Source organism: Chryseobacterium sp. FW101-FHT12H09, from assembly GCF_058790395.1.
The window spans coordinates 574,579-594,826 of record NZ_JBYTCP010000003.1 but is presented as its reverse complement, the minus strand read 5'-3'; the positions used below and the strand labels follow the sequence as shown (position 1 = coordinate 594,826).

At 34.3% G+C, this 20,248-nt stretch carries 19 protein-coding genes; 15 read left to right on the top strand and 4 right to left on the bottom strand.

What is annotated here, in order from left to right; genetic code table 11:
• The first annotated feature begins 1 nt into the window (after nucleotide 1).
• Nucleotides 2-2,032 (top strand): recombinase, encoded by a 2,031-nt coding sequence (locus AC3WRL_RS13470; RefSeq protein ID WP_492330490.1) that lies wholly within the window; start codon nucleotides 2-4, stop codon nucleotides 2,030-2,032.
• On the opposite strand, the gene AC3WRL_RS13465 is transcribed toward AC3WRL_RS13470, so the two are convergent.
• The 4 genes from AC3WRL_RS13465 to AC3WRL_RS13450 all read right to left on the bottom strand — a co-directional run bounded on the left by AC3WRL_RS13465 (nucleotide 2,010) and on the right by AC3WRL_RS13450 (nucleotide 4,485).
• Entirely contained in the window at nucleotides 2,010-2,303 is a 294-nt protein-coding gene (locus AC3WRL_RS13465) for a hypothetical protein (RefSeq protein WP_214831567.1), read from the bottom strand. The two genes, AC3WRL_RS13470 and AC3WRL_RS13465, sit on opposite strands and share 23 nt — an antisense overlap.
• A gap of 132 nt (nucleotides 2,304-2,435) precedes the next feature.
• A complete protein-coding gene (locus tag AC3WRL_RS13460) occupies nucleotides 2,436-2,633 on the bottom strand; it encodes a four helix bundle protein (protein ID WP_492330692.1) in 198 nt (65 codons plus the stop codon).
• Between the two features lie 13 nt (nucleotides 2,634-2,646).
• Nucleotides 2,647-3,726, bottom strand: a complete 1,080-nt coding sequence (gene recF / locus AC3WRL_RS13455; protein WP_214831566.1) for a DNA replication/repair protein RecF — start codon at nucleotides 3,724-3,726, stop codon at nucleotides 2,647-2,649.
• 3 nt (nucleotides 3,727-3,729) lie between these two features.
• Nucleotides 3,730-4,485 (bottom strand): UbiA prenyltransferase family protein, encoded by a 756-nt coding sequence (locus AC3WRL_RS13450; protein ID WP_492330489.1) that lies wholly within the window; start codon nucleotides 4,483-4,485, stop codon nucleotides 3,730-3,732.
• An 18-nt stretch (nucleotides 4,486-4,503) separates the two neighbouring features.
• On the opposite strand from AC3WRL_RS13450, the gene AC3WRL_RS13445 reads away from it, so the two are divergent.
• From AC3WRL_RS13445 to AC3WRL_RS13380, 14 genes are all read left to right on the top strand, one after another.
• Nucleotides 4,504-10,416, top strand: coding sequence for an alpha-2-macroglobulin family protein (locus tag AC3WRL_RS13445; RefSeq protein ID WP_492330488.1), 5,913 nt, complete (start codon nucleotides 4,504-4,506; stop codon nucleotides 10,414-10,416).
• A 41-nt stretch (nucleotides 10,417-10,457) separates the two neighbouring features.
• The gene (locus tag AC3WRL_RS13440) at nucleotides 10,458-10,946 is read left to right on the top strand and encodes an ecotin family protein (RefSeq protein ID WP_492330487.1); all 489 of its coding nucleotides are present in this window, start codon (nucleotides 10,458-10,460) and stop codon (nucleotides 10,944-10,946) included.
• Nucleotides 10,947-11,201: 255 nt separating this feature from the next.
• Nucleotides 11,202-12,611: a TolC family protein gene (locus AC3WRL_RS13435; protein WP_214831562.1), complete on the top strand. Its 1,410-nt coding sequence runs from the start codon at nucleotides 11,202-11,204 to the stop codon at nucleotides 12,609-12,611.
• Nucleotides 12,612-12,629: 18 nt separating this feature from the next.
• On the top strand, nucleotides 12,630-13,586 hold the full coding sequence (locus tag AC3WRL_RS13430; RefSeq protein ID WP_214831561.1) for an HlyD family secretion protein: 957 nt from the start codon (nucleotides 12,630-12,632) through the stop codon (nucleotides 13,584-13,586).
• Nucleotides 13,587-13,596: 10 nt separating this feature from the next.
• Nucleotides 13,597-14,802 (top strand): ABC transporter permease, encoded by a 1,206-nt coding sequence (locus AC3WRL_RS13425; RefSeq protein ID WP_214831560.1) that lies wholly within the window; start codon nucleotides 13,597-13,599, stop codon nucleotides 14,800-14,802.
• A 132-nt stretch (nucleotides 14,803-14,934) separates the two neighbouring features.
• Nucleotides 14,935-15,390, top strand: coding sequence for a DUF1569 domain-containing protein (locus tag AC3WRL_RS13420; RefSeq protein ID WP_214831559.1), 456 nt, complete (start codon nucleotides 14,935-14,937; stop codon nucleotides 15,388-15,390).
• A gap of 100 nt (nucleotides 15,391-15,490) precedes the next feature.
• Nucleotides 15,491-15,961 carry a hypothetical protein gene (locus AC3WRL_RS13415; RefSeq protein WP_214831558.1) on the top strand — a complete coding sequence of 157 codons (471 nt, stop codon included), beginning with the start codon at nucleotides 15,491-15,493 and terminating at the stop codon, nucleotides 15,959-15,961.
• Between the two features lie 55 nt (nucleotides 15,962-16,016).
• Nucleotides 16,017-16,388, top strand: a complete 372-nt coding sequence (locus tag AC3WRL_RS13410) for a VOC family protein (protein ID WP_214831557.1) — start codon at nucleotides 16,017-16,019, stop codon at nucleotides 16,386-16,388.
• 8 nt (nucleotides 16,389-16,396) lie between these two features.
• Nucleotides 16,397-16,939: an SRPBCC family protein gene (locus tag AC3WRL_RS13405; RefSeq protein ID WP_492330486.1), complete on the top strand. Its 543-nt coding sequence runs from the start codon at nucleotides 16,397-16,399 to the stop codon at nucleotides 16,937-16,939.
• 39 nt (nucleotides 16,940-16,978) lie between these two features.
• Nucleotides 16,979-17,428: a VOC family protein gene (locus tag AC3WRL_RS13400; RefSeq protein WP_492330485.1), complete on the top strand. Its 450-nt coding sequence runs from the start codon at nucleotides 16,979-16,981 to the stop codon at nucleotides 17,426-17,428.
• Nucleotides 17,429-17,731: 303 nt separating this feature from the next.
• Nucleotides 17,732-18,082, top strand: a complete 351-nt coding sequence (locus tag AC3WRL_RS13395) for a DoxX family protein (protein WP_214831554.1) — start codon at nucleotides 17,732-17,734, stop codon at nucleotides 18,080-18,082.
• Nucleotides 18,079-18,504, top strand: coding sequence for a nuclear transport factor 2-like protein (locus AC3WRL_RS13390; RefSeq protein ID WP_214831553.1), 426 nt, complete (start codon nucleotides 18,079-18,081; stop codon nucleotides 18,502-18,504). The genes AC3WRL_RS13395 and AC3WRL_RS13390 overlap by 4 nt, the downstream gene beginning before the upstream one ends.
• Nucleotides 18,505-18,529: 25 nt before the next feature.
• Nucleotides 18,530-19,204 (top strand): DUF2490 domain-containing protein, encoded by a 675-nt coding sequence (locus AC3WRL_RS13385; protein WP_214831552.1) that lies wholly within the window; start codon nucleotides 18,530-18,532, stop codon nucleotides 19,202-19,204.
• Between the two features lie 17 nt (nucleotides 19,205-19,221).
• The gene (locus AC3WRL_RS13380) at nucleotides 19,222-20,226 is read left to right on the top strand and encodes a bestrophin family protein (RefSeq protein ID WP_214831551.1); all 1,005 of its coding nucleotides are present in this window, start codon (nucleotides 19,222-19,224) and stop codon (nucleotides 20,224-20,226) included.
• The last annotated feature ends 22 nt before the right edge of the window (nucleotides 20,227-20,248 follow it).

The window sequence follows — 20,248 nt, the reverse complement described above, 5'->3', positions numbered from 1 at the left end:
AATGAAATTTTTCAATTCCAGCACAAATTTTGAATCTGTTCTTAAAAAATATTTTTCTTTTAAGAACGAAACCCTTTCCTTAGAGCCATTTGCGGAGTTTTTAGAAAGTATAAAAAGGTCTGATTTTACGGATGTTCTAAATTTCTTTAGAAATAATCCTGATTTTACTGAAAACTTTAAGCATTATATTCATAATATTTTTGAAGGAAGACCCTTTAATTTGTCTCTTACAGAAGCCAATATTCTTTCTGAAAACGCTTTCTTTCCTGAGCTTAAAAAGAGGATTCTTAACAAAGTCCTGCCACCTGTAGAAAAGGAAAAAACAGTTTGGTATCTGATAGATAATATAAGCCTGCGACCAAAGAAAGACCTGGAATATCTTCATAATTTACCCGAAAATGAAGTCAATGAATTTCTTACGATTTTAGGGGTTTCAGATTTTATAACCAACAATAACGTCAAAAAGGAACTCGTTTTTTCTATGAACATTCTTTCATGGCGGGTAACAGGAATGGCTATGGAAGTGGAAGTTGTAAGAATGGCTCCTGAATATAGAAATTTCGACAATCCTTTTCTTGCCTTACAAAATGAACTGGAAGGACTTGCTGCAGAGCTTGAAACGAATCCGGATCTCCAGTTACATTCTAAAGACAGTCGCTATAAGCAGATTAAAATATACACGCAGCAGTGTCAGGAGTTTGTAAATATTGCTTTTAAAAACTCTTCTAAATATGGGATTTCAGGAAAGATCAATCAGTCTCTTTTGAAGATCCGTCAACAGACGGAAAGGATCTATGAAATAGTAAAACTACTGGTTATCAATAATGATGATGATGTTATTATTAAATCCAAACAGCTGGTTTTTAATATCCTCAGTTATAAATCCCATAAGAATAACATTTCAGAACTTATTAATGACAGTACAAGGTTGATCTCTCACCTTATCACTAATCATACAGCCGAAACAGGATCCCATTATATTACATCCACTAAGAAAGAATACATGAAAATGTTCTACAAAGCCAGTGGTGGTGGGATTATTGTAGGAGCGCTTTGTGTTTTGAAAATGCTTTACGGATATATTCCCGGAAGTGATTTTTCTCACGCATTTCTGTATTCTATGAATTATGCAATGGGTTTTGTCATGATTTACCTGATGAGCTTTACACTGGCAACTAAACAGCCCGCAATGACGGCTGCTACTATGACCAAGGTATTGTCGGAAGAAGGAAACAGTAAAAGGAATAATACGGAATTTGCCCATCTGGTATCCAAATTATTCAGAAGTCAGTTTATTGCTTTTGTGGGAAATGTAGCACTTTCATTTCCAATTGCTTTGGCAATAATTTATGGATTGGATGTATTTTTCTCTCAAAACCTTGCGGCAGAAAGATCGGATAAATTACTTAAAGATTTAGACCCTTTTCAGTCGAAAGCTATTTTACATGCTAGTATTGCTGGTTTTTACCTGTTTATTTCTGGAATTATCTCGGGGAATATCGGTAATAACTCGGTATTTTATCAGATCCCTGAAAGGATAGCAAAAAACATTTCCATTAGAAAGTTGTTAGGAGCAAAATTTGCTAAAAGTCTTTCTAAATATTATGCTAAAAACTGGCCCGGAATTGTTTCCAATTTTTGGTTTGGGGTTTTCCTTGGAGCTACAGCTCCGGTAGGATTGTTCTTTGGGCTGGATCTGGATATTCGACATATTACTTTTGCAGCAGGAAATTTTGCTATTGGATTATATGGGAAAGATTTTTCTGTAGATTCTTATACCTTTTGGATCTCTTTTTTCACCGTATTCTTAATTGGATTCTTTAACTTCTTGGTAAGTTTTGGTTTGTCCATGTTTTTGGCATTCCGATCAAGAAAATTGAACTTTGGACAGGTAAGTGAAATTTATAAAGAAATATTCAAATACTTTTTCAGTCATCCTTTCAAGTTTTTCTTTCCACTGAGCTCGGGATTAGATAAAAAAGCAGACGATCTGATGAGTAATACCATGTCTACAAAATCTGAAGATCATTAAATTTATCATCCCCGAATTTGTCCTGAAACTTTTTAAGATAGAAGCTTCTGCGCATTTTGAAATCATTTTTCAATAATGGAGAATCTATTTTTATAATGATGCACTTATCCTGAATGCCAACACTTCTGATTTCATTGAAAAGACTTTCGTCAAGATAGTCTTCAAGAAAATCTTTAATTTCAAATGCTATTAGTTTGTCCTCAAAGCCATGTATTCTGGCGAAGGATTTTACTAATTCTGATGACTGATATTCTCGTTTTTTCTTTCTCATTGTTATTAGGTGTGGGGTTCGAGGTTCGAAATGCAGGTTCAAGGTCCAAGGTATATGTTTCGAGGTTCTTGAGGAATGTTTATTGTGTTTAAAAATATGCTATGGTTTGCTTTCGTTCCGGTTTTCTTTTACCTATTTTTTATAGTTATTAATTTTTCCGCCTAATGTATTATATTCTGTCTTTAATGTTTCAAATTCTAACACGAATTCGGGATATAGTACTGTAATTTTTTCTAAATGATATATTGTTTCATCATTACTTGCATGGCTGAATACTAAAAAGCGGATGTAATCATTTTTGTAACAGGAAAAATTAATTCTACATCCCACACCGAGCACCGCATCATATCTCAAAAATTATACTTTCTTCATTGATCTTTTTTACCACACTTTCTGTGCGTTCCCTATGCGTATCCGTAATGAAAATTTGTCCAAAATTCTCCTGATTCACGAGTTCAATAAGTTGAGCAACACGGTGGTCATCCAGTTTGTCAAAAATATCATCTAAAAGAAGAATGGGAGTCTTTCCTGTTAATTCTTTTACAAGGCTCATTTGAGCAAGTTTCAATGAAATAAGAAAGGATTTTTGCTGACCTTGAGATCCTATTTTTTTAATTAAAACAGCATCCATTTCAAAAAGGAGGTCATCTTTATGAATCCCTTTTGAAGTGTAAGTTAACATTCGGTCTCTTTCCAGGCTTTCTTTTAATAAATTTTCAAAAGAGTTTTCCAGTAAATGAGATTCGTAGATCACGGAAACCATTTCTTTTCCCCCGGAAATAATATGGTAAAAGTTCTGTATGATGGGATTTAGCTGAGAAACGAATTCCTGTCTTTTTTCAAATATTTTAGTCCCGAATTTAGTGATCGGATCATCATAAATTTCTAAAGCGTCTTTATCAAAAACCCTGTTTTTAGCAAAATATTTTAATAAAGCATTTCTTTGCTGAACAATTTTTTGATATTGCATAAGATCAAAAAGGTATCCGGAATCGGTTTGACAGATCATAGAATCCAAAAATTTTCTCCGGCTTTCCCCGGAATCGGAAATCAGGTTGGAATCATAAGGAGAGATCATTACACTGGGTAAATATCCAATGTGATCAGACATCCTGTCATAGCTTTTATCATTCTTTTTAATGATCTTTTTAGCTTCCTTCGGTTGAGATATTTTCAGAGTATCTTCACTTTCATCATTTTGAATCTCAGCGTCGATCGTAAAAAAGTCTTCTTCCTTTTTGATGTTATTAAGATCTGTATTTCCTAAAAAACTTTTTCCTACAGACAGGTAATGCAATGCATCTAAAATATTGGTTTTTCCTACACCATTATTCCCTACAAAGCAGTTGATCTGAGGCGAAAATTCAAATTTTTTCTCAGCATGGTTTTTAAAATTGTACAGAGAAAGTTTCTTAATAATCATTTGTCAAAAATACTTCATTATTCCTAAAAATAAAAAAGGAAGTGCAGAGCAAGTTTCCACCCCAAAAGAAAAATAAGCGTCATCTCTCTTGTTTTCAGAAAAATAGATAAGAATATAGGTGGCAATACTTGTTAAAAAAAAAGAAAACGAATAAGGATAGCCCAGATAGAAACTGGAAATGATGGTACTTATAAATACCAGTAGATAGGCGATGTATTTTGTATTCTGAATACCAATTAATTTTGGAAAGGTTTGTACTGTATCACTTTTCATATCTCTGATATCAAAAGGAAGTACTAAAGCTGTGATAAAAAAGAAGCTGATTAGAAAAATGGATAGGCTGAACTCTGGTAAAGTAAGCCAACAGTTAATAAGGGCCCATACCAATCCTACATAAAAAACCTTTAACAAAGGAATTTTTCTAATATAAACCTCCAGAAAAAAGCTGTTATATAATAATCCTAAAACAACAATAATAAACCATTTAAGTAATCTTATTTCGTTATGATTATGAATGATCAGAAAGGCACAAATTACTCCTGCTATACCATTTAATATTAATATTTTAAAGAAATATTTAGTGTATTGATACTTCGTATAAAGATAACCACTGAAATAGGTGATGAAAATTAAAAAAAAGGAAGGGAAACGGAATGTGTTTTGCTCTCTCATGAAAAATACTGCGAAAAGAGTTCCCATTAAGGAGACATAAATTTGACTGTCTATGCCATATTTTTTCAGTACTTTTAAGAAATTCATTTATCAAAAATAACATTTATGAAAAGATTTTCCAAGGTTTTTATGCTTTTGCTTTTAATGCTGAATTGTTCAGCTGTTTTTGCACAGAAATACTACGATGATCAGTGGAAAAAAATTGCCGACAACAGCCAGAAAGGAGCTTATAAATCAAATCTTCCCATTGTTTTAGACATACAAAAACAAGCTATGAAAGAAAATAATACGCTGCAGTTGATCCGTTCCCTCAAAGCAGAGTTCAGTATTGTAAATCAGACAACAGACGATGATCAGAATAATTCTGCTTCAAAATTCTTTAGTAAACTACAGGAAACTCAAAAGCAACTGAAAGGCAATGAGAAAATGGTCTATGATGTACTTCTGAGTGGTTTCTTTTTAGATTATTATAGCCAGCATTCCTGGGAGATCAATGGCAGAACGAATGTGAATTCACAAGATGTTTCCCAAATAGAGACATGGAGCAAGCTTGACTTTAAAAATTATCTCAGTAAAAACTTCAAAGATCTCGACCAGCAGAAGCAGGAAATGAAGAAGATAACACTGGAGAAATATAAGGCTGCTTTTTCCAATACTAATGATATCCTCTATTTTCCGACTTTATGGGATTGGTATTCTTTAAGAAAAATCACTTTCTTATCTGATAATGGCCTTTTCACAAAAAATGAAATTAGTGAAAACAGAGTTCAGATTAATACTATTTATGATGAATTAATTGCGCAGAATACAGGAAATGCAAAGCTTTATTTTATGCATCAGAAACTTTCTGAAAACTGTAATTCAAATCAATGTAAAGATAAATTAACCCAACTTCAGAATCTTTTAAAATCAGGTCCGGAAGGAGATTATAAAGTTTTGATTATGGAGGATATTATGAATGAATATCTTGCGAAAAAACAATCAAAAGAAGCATTAGCTATTGCTGATCAGGCCAAAAGCCAATATCCCAAATCTTTATTTCTGGAAAATATAAAAAACAAAGAAAATCAGATTACCAATCCGAATCTTAATATTAAATATGAACAACAGACTCAGGCTAATCTTCCGATTCATTTAGTCGCGGAATATAAAAATGTTTCTGAGTTTTCATTGAATATCTATGAGGTAAAAGATAATTTCACTTCATTAATGAAATACATTAATAGCTCCTATGGAAATACATTTGGAGAATTGAAAAAAAATCTTGTAAGAAAAGAAACCTATCAGCTTTCTGATCCCAAGGATTATCAGCTTCATAAAACTTCTTTAGAAATCCAGCCACTTCCTTCCGGTGTTTATGTTGCAGAATATTCTGTTGCAGGCTCCGATTCTAAAGATCTTGATGTCAATCAGAATTTTTACTTCTTAGTTTCTAATAATAAAGTGATCTATCAAAATAAAACAGATAGAAACCAACTTTCAAACGAACTAAAACTGGTAAACAGTGAAAATGGCAAACCGGTTACTAATGAAAATCTTACTTTTTATGAGTTTGTAGCCAATAAAACTTTAAATAAAATAGAAGGAAAAACCAGTGATAAAGGTGTTTTTAAATTTCCTTCAACAACGGATAAAGACTATTACAGAACATTTTTAATTCAGCAGCCAAAGACGAAAGATTATCAGATCATGCAGGTGTATGGTAATGACGGCTACTCTGATGACTATAATCCTAATAAACAAAACCGTACTAAGGCTCAGATCTTTACTGACAGAGCGATTTACAGACCGGGACAAACGGTATATTTTAAGGTAATCAATACCAGAATTGATAAAGAAATAGAGGCAATAGCATCTGGATTAAAACAAAAAATAACATTGCAGGATACCAATGGCCAGGAAGTTTCCGTACAGAATTTCACGACCAATGAATTTGGATCTTATCATGGAAGTTTTATTTTACCAAAAGGAAAACTGAATGGTGCATTCTATCTGATTACTGATGGTGATACCCAGGGATATAAAGATATCCGAGTGGAGGAGTATAAGAGACCAAAATTCGAAGTTACTTTTGATCCTGTAAAAGAAGAATATAAATATGGTCAGACCATAGAGCTAAAAGGAAAAGCAGCGATGTTTTCAGGTGTTGCGCTAAGTAACACAACGGTAAGTTACGAAATCAAAAAACATAATATCCGTTGGAGATATTTTTGGTGGTATCCACAAGGTGATGATAATGAAAACTCTATTCTGGGCGAGGCAAAAACCAATGAAAAAGGAGAATTTGTTATTCGTTTAGATCTTAAAAAAGATGAAAAGCTGGAAGGTATACAGATCGATAACTACGAGATCAATGCTTCTGCAACGGATATTAATGGAGAGACACAGACAGCCAATACACAATTAAAAGTAGCTTCAGTTTCTCATTATATTAAAGCAGAAGAGATCAAGAATACTTTTGCTGATGAGAATGTAAAAGTAAAAGTAGAAACAAAAAATTACAACGAACAGAACCTTAAAAAATCATATCAGGTTAAATTATCCAAATTAGAAACACCTGACAGGATTTTCAGAAGTAATTTCGAAAAGGAAGTTCAGAACTTACCTAAATTCAGTAAAGATGAATTCATCAAAAAATTCCCACATGATCTATATGATAAGAATGATGAAGTAAAGAACTGGAAAGTTGGAAAAGTTATTTTCAATAAAATTCAGGAACCTTCTGCTGATAATACGCAATTAATATCCAATCTTGATTTAGGAAAACTGGAAACGGGAGATTATCAATTGGAACTGTATAATATGGAAGGAAAGGACACGATAAAATCTGTACAGAATTTCAGTGTTTGGGATAAAGGTTCTTTAAAACCCAATCAGAAAACATTCCTGAAGGTTCTGGAGCCTAAAGCTGAAGTAGCAAGAGGTGAAAAAGCTAAGATCTATGTGTATTCAGCAATTCCTGGTGCTTTGGTAAATGTTTTTGTACAGAATGGTTCCGGAAAAACTGTTTCAGAAGCCTATCAATTAAAAAACGGAATTTTAGAATATTCAGTAGATGTTCCTAAAGATAAAAATATATCTACCTTAAATATTCAGTTTCAGATCGTGGCATTTAATGATGTACAGACTGAATCTGTTAATTTAAAAATAAAAGATTCTGAACAGCCATTGAAAATTGAAACGGTAACCTTCAGAGATAAACTGGAGCCTAATTCTAAAGAAAAATGGACTGTGAAAGTTTCAGGAAATGAAAAAGAGAAGATCAATGCTGAGGTATTGGCGAATATGTATGATATGTCTCTGGATCAGTTTGCGGTGAATAGCTTTAACTGGGAGAATTTGTATAATTCTTATTCCATTATAACTTCATATGATATCAGAGAGAATCTTTTGCAAAAGTACTATCAGAAGAGGCTGAAATATTTCAATGGAAAGTATGTTGAAGCACCGGCTTTTGATTGGTTTGATAATTCACTTTATTATGGAGGAGGCCTTCAGGAGTTAGAAGGAAAAGCGAGTGGGGTAAGAATTCGTGGTAACGTATCTTATAAAGCAATGCCTGCGCCTGTAGCAGCAGCAAAACAGGAAGTAATGTCAGATGCTGCAATAGATATTGTAAACTCTGGAAGACAATTAACTGAACAAGAAAAAAAGGAGTATACAGACGTAGATGCAAGTAAGGGAAGTAAAGAATCTTTAGAAAAAGTTCCGGTTCGTCAAAACCTTAATGAAACAGCATTTTTCTATCCTGACCTGAAAACGGATGCAGAAGGAAATGTAAACTTTGAATTTACCTCTCCGGAAGCTTTAACAAAATGGAAGCTGATGTTCCTGGCGCATACAAAAGATGCCAGAGCTGCAACCTTAGAGAAAGAAGTGGTTACACAGAAAGAATTCTCAGTAACACCTAACTATCCGAGATTTTTAAGAGAAGGGGATGAGCTGAATCTGCAATCGAAGTTATCTAATTTAACAGCCAAGAAATTAAGCGGTTCAGCAATTTTACAAGTATTGGATGCTTTTACCAACGAAGATATATCTTCAAAATTCGGACTTACGTCCAGTACTCAGAATTTTGACTTAAATGAGAGTGGAAATTCAGTCGTAACCTGGAAGGTGAAAGTTCCTGATAATGTATCATCCATTATTTTAAAAGTGGTGGCAAAAGCAGGTGCTTATTCTGATGGAGAGCAGCAGGCGATTGCTATTTTACCAAATAGAATGCTGGTTACCGATGCAGTTCCTGTTTTTGTAAAAGAGGGCGAAACGAAGACTTTTGTCCTGGATAACCTTAAAGATGCTACATCAACGAGTATTTCCAATGTTTCAAATACGCTGGAATTGACGACGAATCCTATCTGGGAAATAATGTTTGCCCTTCCAAGTTTGAAGAATGATCAGAACAGTTCTGCTGATGTGGTCTTCAACAAATGGTTTGCCGATGTATTGGCTTCTGAGATCTTCAAAGCGAATCCAAAAATGAAAACAATCTTTGAAGAGTACCAAAGCAAAGGATTGTTAAATTCTAATCTTGAAAAAAATCAGGAATTAAAGCAATTGTTATTAGAAGAAACTCCTTGGGTATTGGAAAGTAAAAATGAGCAGGAGCAAATGCAGAAACTGGCATTGTTGTTTGATGCCAATACGATGAAAAATTCAATCAACCAGGATTGGGATGATTTCAAGAAACTGCAAAATCCAGATGGAGGTTTCTCATGGTATTCAGGTTATCCAAGTTCTTATGGCGTTTCATTGTATATCCTTAAAAACTTAGGAAAGATCAATGTTTGGTTAAAAGATAATGTAAAAGATTACCAAAGCTCAACACAAAATGAAATGGTTGCTCAATTGGTACAGTATGTAGATAATGAAATCAATAAATATGCTGATACGAAAGAAAATGTGTGGAATAACTGGACTATTGATTATTTGGATACCAGAAATTATTGGGAAAAACAATATCCTTTAAAAGGAAAAGGAGCAACATTAAAAACATTGGTAAAACAAAAAGCTAAAACAGCAAAAATTACAGACTTCACATTCTTTGGACTTCACCGTGCTGCCTTGCTGTTAAGCGATTACGGAATGAAAGATACTTCAGATAAGTTGATGACGTATTTGAAAGAAACTTCTACAGATACTAAAACACAGGGAGTATATTGGAAACAAAACCTTAATGATTGGGGTTGGTTCAGTTCAAAAGTAGTGAATCAAGCCGGAGCCTTAGAAGCCTTTAATAAATTGAAACCGAACGATCAGAAATTCATTGAAGACATGAAGATCTGGTTGGTGACTCAGAAAGAAGTCAATTCATGGGGTAGTTCCAGAGGAACTTCAGAGGTGATTTTTACCATTCTTAATTCTGGAAAATCATGGACTGGTGCGGAAAGTGATAAAGCAACAATCGTTTGGGGTGGAAAAGAACTTGCACCACAAACACAGGCAACGGGATATGTAAAATCAACGGTGAAAACAGATATTGTAGATAAGAACTTAGGTACAGTTACCATCACAAAACCTGGCCCTGGAATTGTTCAGGGAGGATTGTTCTGGCAGTATTACGAAGATTTAGATAAAATAAAATCATCAGAAAACTATATCTCCATTACCAAAGAGCTTTATAAAAAAGTAAAAACGGTAAATGGTGAAGAATTGCAGAAAATCTCTGCAGAAACTCCATTAAAAGTGGGAGATAAAGTAACAGTAAGAATGATTCTGAATACAGACCGTGCCATGGAATTTATTCATATTAAAGATATGCGTGCTGCAGGATTTGAACCTGTAGATGTATTGTCAGGATACCAATGGAAAAATAGTTTGGGTTATTATCAGGCTACCAAGGATGCTTCTACTAATTTCTATATTCAATATATGCCAAAAGGAAAATATGTATTTGAATATGATTTTGTAGCCAATGCCTCAGGGAAATTCTCCAATGGAATTACAACCATGCAGAATTATTATGCTCCACAGATGAATGCCCATACAAAAGGTAGCAATATTCAGATTTTGGAATGATTTTTGGCTAATAGGGAATAGTAAAATAAAAAAGAAAACAAATGAAATTTTCAAAAGTAGTAATTACTGGATTGGTAATGATGGTAGGAGTAAATACTTTCGCACAGAAGAAAGCAGAAAAATTTGAAAAATTAGAGATCGAAATGTTCCCTAAAGCAAAAGACGGATATAAGCAGGTTTATATTCAGCTTCCTGTTGCAAAAAATGAGCAGGATTTAAAGGTTGAATATTTTGTGGGGACTGAAAAGATGTTGGATTGTAATAACTATTTCTTAATGGGCAGTGTGAAATCTCAGGATCTGCAGGGATGGGGTTACAATTATTATGAAGTAGAATCCAATGGTGAGGCAGCAGGAACTTTAATGGGTTGTATGAATAAAAAAGCGACTAAGAAGTTTATTTATATCCAACCAGAAATTGTAAGATATAACAGTAAATTACCTTTGGTATTCTATGTGCCTAAAGATCTCGAAGTACGTTACAGAGTTTTACGCCCGGATGCTGCAATGAAGAAAGCGGTTCAGAAGTAATTCATTCTATATTATTATAAAAACTCCTCACATTGTAGAGGAGTTTTTTTGTTTGAATATGTTTAAAAATGTGATCAAACCGGACTAATCCTTTTGCGGCGAAAATTATTTTACAACTAAACCATATTTAAACGATTCTCTGTGAAATGCTGATAACCGACCATTTGTATTGAACATTCTTTAAATTCACTAAATCGGGATTGTTATTTGTAAAATCGAAGCTTTTTTGCATTATATTTGTTGTAAACATGAACCATGAAAAACAATTTATTGATTTTTACCCTTGGTTTTTTTATACTTCCAGCTTTTGGTTGGGCACAGTCTGCGCCGGACTTTAAAGAACTTTTAGACAGTGCAATGGTTCGGGATTCCGATCTTAAGATGCAGGTTACCCAAAACAAACTTACCGATCTTGATGAGCATAAATTGAAAGATATCTTTCTTCCGACTTTGGAATTAAGCGGACAGGTAGGTTACGTGAATGCAACGGCACGTCTAACATCTCCAGAAATTAATCTTCAGCCATTTATACAGATTCCGGAAGGAAGGTATAATAACAATCTGAATATTTCAGGTTTCTCAGGTATCGCAAAAGCTGATGCTAAAATGCTTGTTTATTCAGGAGGTAAAGTAAAATATCTTAAAAAGGCAATTGAAGAAAAGAAAGTATCAGAAAATATTCTTCTTGAGAAAACGAGAGATGAGGTGGTGGCAAGTATTTCTAAGGCATATGATCAGCTGGCTTTAATTCATCAGTCTAAAAATGTTTTGGATGAAAGTAAAAAGAGACTTGATATCAATCGGAAAACAGCAGATAAAGCATTAGGATATGGCTTAATTACCCCTTATGATCATAAGAAGATAGAGCTTGCTCAGGCAACATTAGATGCTAAGATCGTAGAGTATGAAGGGAAAAAAGAGTTGTTGCTGACCCAACTTTATATATTAACGGGAATCAATAAAGAGCGTCTTCGTTTGATCGATCCTGTTTTATCACCGGTTGATATGCTTACCCATGAAAAAGGAATTGAGCAGAGAGCAGAGATCCGTGCCCTGGAGCATGGAATTGTAGCTGCTGACTACAAGATCAAAGCAGAAAGAACATGGATGATTCCAAAGGTTCAGTTGATGGCATCAGCTTATTATATCGGCTTATATGGAAGCCGGATTAAAACTTCTGAAAATGTAATTCCCGCAATTCCTGCTATTGGTTATGAAGGCGCAAAATTGGACTGGAGACCTACCAATATCAATATATTGCCATTGTTTACCGCAGGGGTAGGGTTTAAATGGGAGATATTTGACGGTAGAGAAGGGAAGCATGCTGAGGAAACAGCCAAAATTGGAAAAGAAGTTTTACAAAATCAGAAAGAAGATGCTTTAAAGAAGCTGACCTTGAATTTAGCAAATAATCAAACCAATTATGATATTGCAACGGCACAGATCGCATTGAAAAGCAAAGAAAAAGAATTAGCAAAAAACGCTTTGGTACAGGCTGAAAAAGAATTCAGATATGGAATGAGCAAATCATCACAGCTGATAGAAGCTGAAAGTGATCTTGAAGTGGTAGAACTGGAATATCAGAATGCTATTTTTAACCAGCGAAGGGCAGGAATAGAATTGATGCGTTCTACCCAGGAATTGGATATTACCAAGCTTTATTAACCCTCTAAAATTAAAATGATGCAAAAAAATATCTCTATACTATTTAGTTTTCTGGTTTTATTGGGAAGTTGTACTCAAAAAAAAGAAAATCTTAATGATTCTGAAGGGAAGACCAAAAAGGATGTCGTCTCATTTGCTCCAAAGGTAACCGGAAGAATTCTAAAAATATATGTAACGGAAGGTCAGACGGTAAAAAAAGGTGATACCCTTGCTTTATTAGATGTTCCGGAAGTTTCAGCAAAAATTGCCCAGGCACAAGGTGCTGTAAATGCAGCTACAGCACAGGAGCAAATGGCTAAAAACGGAGCTACGGCTGATCAGTTGAGACAGTTGGAAGCAAAATATAAAGGATTAAAAGAGCAATATGATTTTGCTCAAAAATCCTTCAAAAGGGCTTCCAATATGTACAGGGACAGCTTAATGTCACCACAAGCGTATGATGAGGTCTATGCTAAAGTTCAGGGAGCAAAGGCACAATATGATGCTGTAGTCGCTGAATTGGATGATGTAAAAAGAGGAACGCGTTTCGAAAAAGTAGATATGGCAGCAGGACAGGCTTCACAGGCAAAAGGAGCTTTACAGGAAGCTAATGTAGCATATTCTGAACGGTATGTTATTGCCACAAATGATATGGAAATAGAAACCATCAGTCTGAATGCCGGAGAGCTAGCTACAGCAGGTTTTGCATTGTTTAACGGCTATATTCCGGAGAGTACTTATTTCAGGTTTACTATTCCTGAAAGTGAAATATCAAAATACAAAAAAGGACAGACTGTAGGAATGCAGGTCGTTTACAATAAAGAAAATGTAGAAGGAACAATTTTGTATATCAAACAGCTGACGAGGTATGCGGATATTACCACTGCCTATCCGGACTATCAACTGCAGGATGCGATTTATGAAATTAAAGTAAAGCCAAAGGATATGAATAAAGCTAAAAATATCCTGGTTAATGCTAATGTTATCCTGAAATAGAAACAAACTGATGAAAGAATTTTTCCGTCTTTTAAAGCGTGAGTTTAAAATGTTTATTAAAAACTCAACCCTGAGAACCGTATTCTTTCTGGCTCCACTATTCTATGCCACGTTGTTAGGGTTCGTGTATAAAAGCGGAAAGGTAGAACATACACCAGTGATTGTGATTGACAGGGATAATACCCCTTTATCCAATCAGCTGGTGGAAATGCTGCAGGATAATAAAGGCATCAGAGTACTTAAATATATTCAGGAACCGCTAAGTATAAAAGATGAGGTGATCAGATATGAAGCTGCAGCAGTAGTGATCATTCCATCAAAATTCGAAGCCGGAATGCTTCAGAAGAAGTATCCTGAAGTAAATGTCTATATCAATACGGGAAACGTGCTGACGGCTAATTTTGCTACAAAAGCACTTCAGCTTACCATCGGAACTTTCTCAGCAGGAGCTTCTATGAAAGCACTTCAAAAAGCGGGAATGCCTGCAACACGTGCTGCTACCCAATTTGAGCCTTTTAAAACAAATTATATTACGCTCTTTAATACAACCAGTAACTACCTTATTTTCATGTGGCCGGCTATGTTGGCTGTAGTTCTGCAACAGGTAATTCTATTGGCAATGGCTGTAAGTTTTGCTGCAGAATTTCAGGGTGGTTCTTTTGTTAAAGAATATTATGGAATGAGAAAATGGGCATTCCCAACCATGCTGATCAAAGTAATTCCTGTCTGGATCTTTTCCATTCTTATCGTGGGAATGTACTATTTCATGCACATGATCTTCAAAGTCCCCATGCCACAGGGAATTTTTAACTTCATTGTGCTTACAGCTGTTTTTGTTGGATCAGCATCTTTTCTGGGTGTTTTTATCAGTATTTTAATTCCGGATGCCCTGAAAGCAACTCAGATTTTAATGGTTATTGCTTCTCCTGCGTTTATTATCAGTGGGTTTACCTGGCCGTTGAATGCGATGCCTGCATTCGTACAATTCATTGCGAATATTATTCCTTTAACGCCTTTTTTACAGGCTTTCAAAATTTTATTGATACAAAAAGGTTCAGTAGAACTTACTTTTCCATATCTGAGACATTTAGGTATTCTTTTAGTTATTTATGCTTTTATCGGGTGGATTGCTCTTAAGATCAAACTATGGCTGATATTCAGATATGTAAAACCTGAGAATCCGAAGGAAGAAGATCCTTTCGATGAAATAGGATAATTTCGAACAAACAAAGCCCGCATCCCGAAGCTCCTGCCTCAAATCTCTCCCGTGTTTTTACGGTTTTTAAAAAAGGATATAAATTCATCAGAAAAAACTAATATCTTTGTTTTTAGAACAATTAAAGAGATAATGGAAAACGTATTTGAAGCACAAGTTGCTCAGAATTATATCAATAGAATAAATAATCTTATTGAAGATACCCACGGTATTTGGGGGAAAATGATGGTGGATCAGATGTTGGCTCACTGTTGCGTTTCTTATGAAATGGTGTATGAACCTGAAAAGCATAAAAAGCCGGGAACTATCGCAAAATTCATATTGAAAAATTTTGTAAAACCTAAAGTGGTTAGCGAAAAAGCCTATCCCAGAGATTCCCCTACAGCACCACAATTTATGGTTGTAGGAAGAAGAGATTTTGAAGAAGAAAAAAAGAGATTAATAGGATTTATTCAAAAGACACAACAATTGGGAGCAGAAGCTTTCGATGGAAAGGAGTCTTTCTCTTTTGGTAAACTAAAATCCCACGAGTGGAGTAATATGTTTGCAAAACACTTAAACCACCATTTATCTCAATTTGGAGTGTAACTCTAAACAGAAGAACTAATAAAACTATTTCCCAAACTAGTTTAAGTTCAACCTTATCATTGATATTGCCAAGGTAATATTTACATAAACCACAAACAAAATGAAAAAACTTTTATTACTCCTTATTCTCATTTCCAATTTTGTCTTTGCTCAGATGCCTAATATTTCTAATGTTTGGCTTAATAACAGCAAAGCCTATACAGGAACCATTGGAAATGATAAACAAGTTATGAAACTTAAGATCAATATTTCTGAACAGGATAAAAAAAATGATCAGGAATATTTTGTTTCCGGGTATTCTCTCGTGGATAAGACCTACACAAAATATGAAGGTAAACTGAAAATCACTAAATATAAAGATACCAAGAAGAAAGGAAGTGTGTACGGTGAATATGAATTAGCAGAAGAAAACAAAGGAAAGCATTCCGGTCTTTTTAAAGGTAAATTTATCTATACTTTTAAGTGGAATAAAACCAATGAGAAGATCGAAGGACAATATATTGAGTTTATAGGTGACTGGAAAAGTTATGATGGAACCTTAGACTTCAAAACCAGTTTGACAAATCAATAGTATGTATTGAGGCTTTCTTTGTTTAGCATTAAATTATTTTTTAAATAAATAGAATATGAAATTAGGCGTATTTTCAATTAGCTTAAGTGTAAAAGACCTTCAGAAGTCTAAAGATTTTTATGAAAAATTAGGTTTCAGCTCTATGGGTGGAAATATGGAACAGAATTACCTGATCATGAAAAACGGAAGTACTTTGATTGGGCTATTTCAGGCCATGTTTGATGGAAATATGCTTACTTTCAATCCCGGATGGGATGAGAATGCCCAGAATCTTGAGTCTTTTGATGATGTACGGGATATTCAGAAGCATTTGAAAGCAAACAATATTCAATTGGATAAAGATGCTGATGAAACAACTTCAGGTCCGGAACATATCTTTCTTAAAGACCCGGATGGTAATATGATTTTAATTGATCAGCATAGATAGAAAAGGATATGAAAATTTTAAAATGGATCATGCTTGTATTGGCTGCAATACTTATTTTGTGGTTGATTGCGGCAGCTTTAATTTCAGGTGATTTTAAATATGAAAAATCAATTACCATAAATGCACCGGTTGAAAAAGTATGGCAGAATACCAATACTCTGAAAGCAATGGATCAATGGAGTCCATGGAACAGACTGGATCAGGGAATGAAAAAAGACTGGACGGGAATAATGGGGAAACCTGGTGAAAAAATGTGTTGGAGCAGCAAAAACAAAAAAGCAGGTGAAGGTTGTCAGGAAATAAAAAAAATAGATGTTGCTAATAAAAGAATAGATACTTCAATTAAGTTTATGACGCCTTATGAAAGTGAAGCCGATACTTATGTTAAAGTAATTGCTGAGGGAAAGGGTAGCAAAGTAACCTGGGGATTCACTTCTCAGATTCCATTTCCTTTTACCATCATGAAATTATTTATGAATGTAGATGGTTCCATAGGAAAAGATTATGAGAAAGGGCTTTCGATGTTAAAAGAAATTTCAGAAAAACCTTAAACGTAAACAATTAAACTAACTAAACTTTAAAAAATATTTATGGCAACAGTAAACGTTTATTTAACATTCAATGGAAACTGTAGGGAAGCATTTGATTTTTACAAATCTGTTTTTGGTGGAGAATATCCTTATATCGGAACTTTTGGGGAAATGCCTCCAATGGAAGGAAAGGAAACTCCTGAGGAAGACAGAGATAAAATTATGCACGTTTCTCTTCCGATTTCTAAAGAAACAATATTAATGGGAAGTGATACAGGTAAAGACTGGGCTTCTCAATTGATCCCTGGAAATAATATTTCAATTTCTATTAATACGGAATCAAAAGAGGAAGCAACAAAATTGTTCAACGGACTTTCTGATGGTGGGCAGGTAACAATGGCGCTGGCAGATACTTTCTGGGGAGCCTATTTTGGAATGTTTACAGATAAATTCGGGATCAACTGGATGGTGAACTATGATGATCCTGCAAAGGCACAGGCTCATCCTTAATATTCATATTTTAGATACGAAATATAGTTAAAAATAACCGGCGGGATATCCCGCCGGTTTTCATTTTATTATACATTTGCATTCCGTTTTTTTTTAAATTTGAAAAAGAGGGTTCAGTTTTGAAAATTCAATTAATCTGGAATTCTTATTTTAAACAACACAATTAAACAAATGATGAAATTTACAATCGATGAAATCAAAGCCGAGTACCGGAAAGTAAAAAATGAGCTTAATAAGAAAGAAATTCTGACAGGGCAGATAACTTTCCATAGATTTTATTAACTTACAAAAAACACATACAAAATGATTTTAAAAATACTAACCATTGCATTGATTCTTATTGCAGTGTACATGGGTTTTAAACAAGGTTTAGCAATGGTTTCAGGAAAGCCGGAAATGTTGCAAATGCTTGGAAAATTAGGAATGAATAATACTGCAATTATGATTTTAGGGGCAATTACCCTAATGAGTGCAGTAATGATACTAATTCCACAGACCTTTGTTTGGGGGAATTTTTTGATGGCCGGAACAATATTATTAATCATGTGTCTAGAATTATTTCATGGAGATATCAAGGGCGCATTAATAGAACTTCCCTTCATTGCTTTGAATCTTGTTATTATTTACTTAAATTATCCATTTAAATTTTCATGAAAAAGATCCCTTATCTGCTGATCATATTTTCAATGTGTTCAGCGTGTGCTCAGAAAAATGATGATAAAAAATTAATTCAAACCCAACAAAACGTAAAAAGTAATATGGATACAACAAAACTAAATGAAACGGTAAAGAAAGCTTTTGAAGCATGGCAGAGTGGTGATGCAGAGGCTTTTACTTCTTTCTTCACTACAGATTCAAAATTATATGATGATGGAAACCCAAGAGATTTTAAGAAATTTGTGAAAGATGCCTGTGGTCATGAAAAATTTACATCCATCGATAAGATTGAAAATGATGGTAAAGCTATTTACGGACAGTTTCACACAGAAAGCTGGGGTGATTTTAAAACCTTTTTTAAGTTTAATTTAAATAATGAGGGGAAGTTTGACACCCTGGAAATTGGTCAGGCAAATTAATAAAGAATAAACGCAGAAGATCAGTATGGAGATTGTAAGGTCATTGGCTTTGGTTATTTTTATTTTAGCAACCACATTTTCGTTTGCTCAGAAAAATAACCTGGGAGCTTGGTATATGTATTTTGGAAACAATAAAATTAATAAGAAATGGAATTGGCATAATGAAATTCAGTATCGTAATTTCGATGCAGTTGGAGATCTGGAACAGCTGTTAGTCCGTACAGGGATTGGCTATGATCTTTCAGAAAACAATAATAATGTTTTACTGGGATATGGCTTTATTTTAAGTCAGCCTTATGTAAATGGAGAGAAGAAAGAAAATATTGAACACCGGATTTTCCAACAGTTTATCACGAAACAGCAGTTTGGAAGGATCTATCTTCAACATCGTTATCGTTTGGAAGAACGTTTTCTGGAAGATGATTTCAGAATGAGATTCCGGTATTTTCTGGGCCTTAATATTCCGATCAATAACAAAGAAATGCTGCCAAAGACCTTTTATGCTTCCGTTTATAATGAAGTTTTCCTACACTTCAACAGTCCGGTATTTGATCGGAATAGGGTATATGGAGCTTTAGGATATGTGATTAATAAAAATTTGAGAATTGAAGCCGGTTATATGAATCAGCTCCAGGAAAATAAAAACAGAGGCCAGATTCAGATTGGATTTTATAACAATATTCCATTTAACAAAAAATAAAACAATAAAAAACACTTATGCATTCAGGAAAAAGATTTGGAGCACTCGAATTTGCAATATGGACAAGAAGGAGTATTTATGTTCTGGCCATTTTAGCAGCTATTCCTACAACGTTATATTATTGCGGTTGGAAATTTGTTTCATTCCCATGGCAGCCCATTGCAATTATGGGAACTGCAGTGGCGTTTATAGTAGGTTTTAAAAATAATGCCAGTTATAGCAGGCTTTGGGAAGCAAGACAGATCTATGGTTCAATCATTAACAATAGCCGAAGTTTTGGATATATTTTAAGAGATTCTCTTTCAGAAAAAGATCCCGCTAAAGTAAAAGAAATGTTCTTACGTCATTATGCATGGTTAACGGCACTTCGCTTTCAGCTTAGAGAACCCAGAGCATGGGAGAATATGAATACGGTACAATTTGATGAGTATTCAAAAAAGTATGATATTCCTGAAAGACTTTCCAAACTTGATGATGAATTGAGAAATTATCTTTCTGATGATGAACTTCAGTATATCCTGAGCAAAAAAAACAGAGCGACACAATTAACAGCGATGCAAAGCAGAGAGTTAACGGAAGCCTATGCCAATGGAAAAATTAATGATTTCCAATGGACGCAGATCAATCAGCAATTGATAAAGTTTACAGATGATCAGGGAAAAGCGGAAAGAATTAAAAATTTCCCTTATCCACGGAATTTTTCTTCTATCACTACCTATCTTTTATTATTGTTCATTGTTTTTGTTCCTTTTGGATTGTTGAAAGAATTCGATAAACTGGGTGAGGGGACTTTATTGGAAGGTTTTACCATATGGTTTAATATTCCATTCTCATTATTGGTGACCTGGTGTTTTCATACCCTAGATAGTGTAGGAGAAGCTTCTGTAAACCCTTTTGAAGGAAGCCCGAATGATGTTCCCATTACACAGATCAGTCGGACAATAGAGATTGATATGAGAGATATGCTGGATGAGTCTGATCTTCCGTCAGCAATTACGCCTAAGAACAATATTGTCCTTTAGAATACACATATGATGCAAAAAA

Bases quoted from the DNA above. Each gene is read 5' to 3' on its own strand.
- AC3WRL_RS13395 (WP_214831554.1), top strand. From the start codon at position 17,732: ATGATTTTAAAAATACTAACCATTGCATTGATTCTTATTGCAGTGTAC.
- AC3WRL_RS13440 (WP_492330487.1), top strand. From the start codon at position 10,458: ATGAAATTTTCAAAAGTAGTAATTACTGGATTGGTAATGATGGTAGGA.
- AC3WRL_RS13400 (WP_492330485.1), top strand. From the start codon at position 16,979: ATGGCAACAGTAAACGTTTATTTAACATTCAATGGAAACTGTAGGGAA.
- AC3WRL_RS13405 (WP_492330486.1), top strand. From the start codon at position 16,397: ATGAAAATTTTAAAATGGATCATGCTTGTATTGGCTGCAATACTTATT.
- recF (WP_214831566.1), bottom strand. From the start codon at position 3,726: ATGATTATTAAGAAACTTTCTCTGTACAATTTTAAAAACCATGCTGAG.
- AC3WRL_RS13420 (WP_214831559.1), top strand. From the start codon at position 14,935: ATGGAAAACGTATTTGAAGCACAAGTTGCTCAGAATTATATCAATAGA.
- AC3WRL_RS13425 (WP_214831560.1), top strand. From the start codon at position 13,597: ATGAAAGAATTTTTCCGTCTTTTAAAGCGTGAGTTTAAAATGTTTATT.
- AC3WRL_RS13430 (WP_214831561.1), top strand. From the start codon at position 12,630: ATGCAAAAAAATATCTCTATACTATTTAGTTTTCTGGTTTTATTGGGA.
- AC3WRL_RS13445 (WP_492330488.1), top strand. From the start codon at position 4,504: ATGAAAAGATTTTCCAAGGTTTTTATGCTTTTGCTTTTAATGCTGAAT.
- AC3WRL_RS13450 (WP_492330489.1), bottom strand. From the start codon at position 4,485: ATGAATTTCTTAAAAGTACTGAAAAAATATGGCATAGACAGTCAAATT.
- AC3WRL_RS13415 (WP_214831558.1), top strand. From the start codon at position 15,491: ATGAAAAAACTTTTATTACTCCTTATTCTCATTTCCAATTTTGTCTTT.
- AC3WRL_RS13410 (WP_214831557.1), top strand. From the start codon at position 16,017: ATGAAATTAGGCGTATTTTCAATTAGCTTAAGTGTAAAAGACCTTCAG.
- AC3WRL_RS13435 (WP_214831562.1), top strand. From the start codon at position 11,202: ATGAAAAACAATTTATTGATTTTTACCCTTGGTTTTTTTATACTTCCA.
- AC3WRL_RS13380 (WP_214831551.1), top strand. From the start codon at position 19,222: ATGCATTCAGGAAAAAGATTTGGAGCACTCGAATTTGCAATATGGACA.
- AC3WRL_RS13470 (WP_492330490.1), top strand. From the start codon at position 2: ATGAAATTTTTCAATTCCAGCACAAATTTTGAATCTGTTCTTAAAAAA.
- AC3WRL_RS13465 (WP_214831567.1), bottom strand. From the start codon at position 2,303: ATGAGAAAGAAAAAACGAGAATATCAGTCATCAGAATTAGTAAAATCC.
- AC3WRL_RS13390 (WP_214831553.1), top strand. From the start codon at position 18,079: ATGAAAAAGATCCCTTATCTGCTGATCATATTTTCAATGTGTTCAGCG.
- AC3WRL_RS13385 (WP_214831552.1), top strand. From the start codon at position 18,530: ATGGAGATTGTAAGGTCATTGGCTTTGGTTATTTTTATTTTAGCAACC.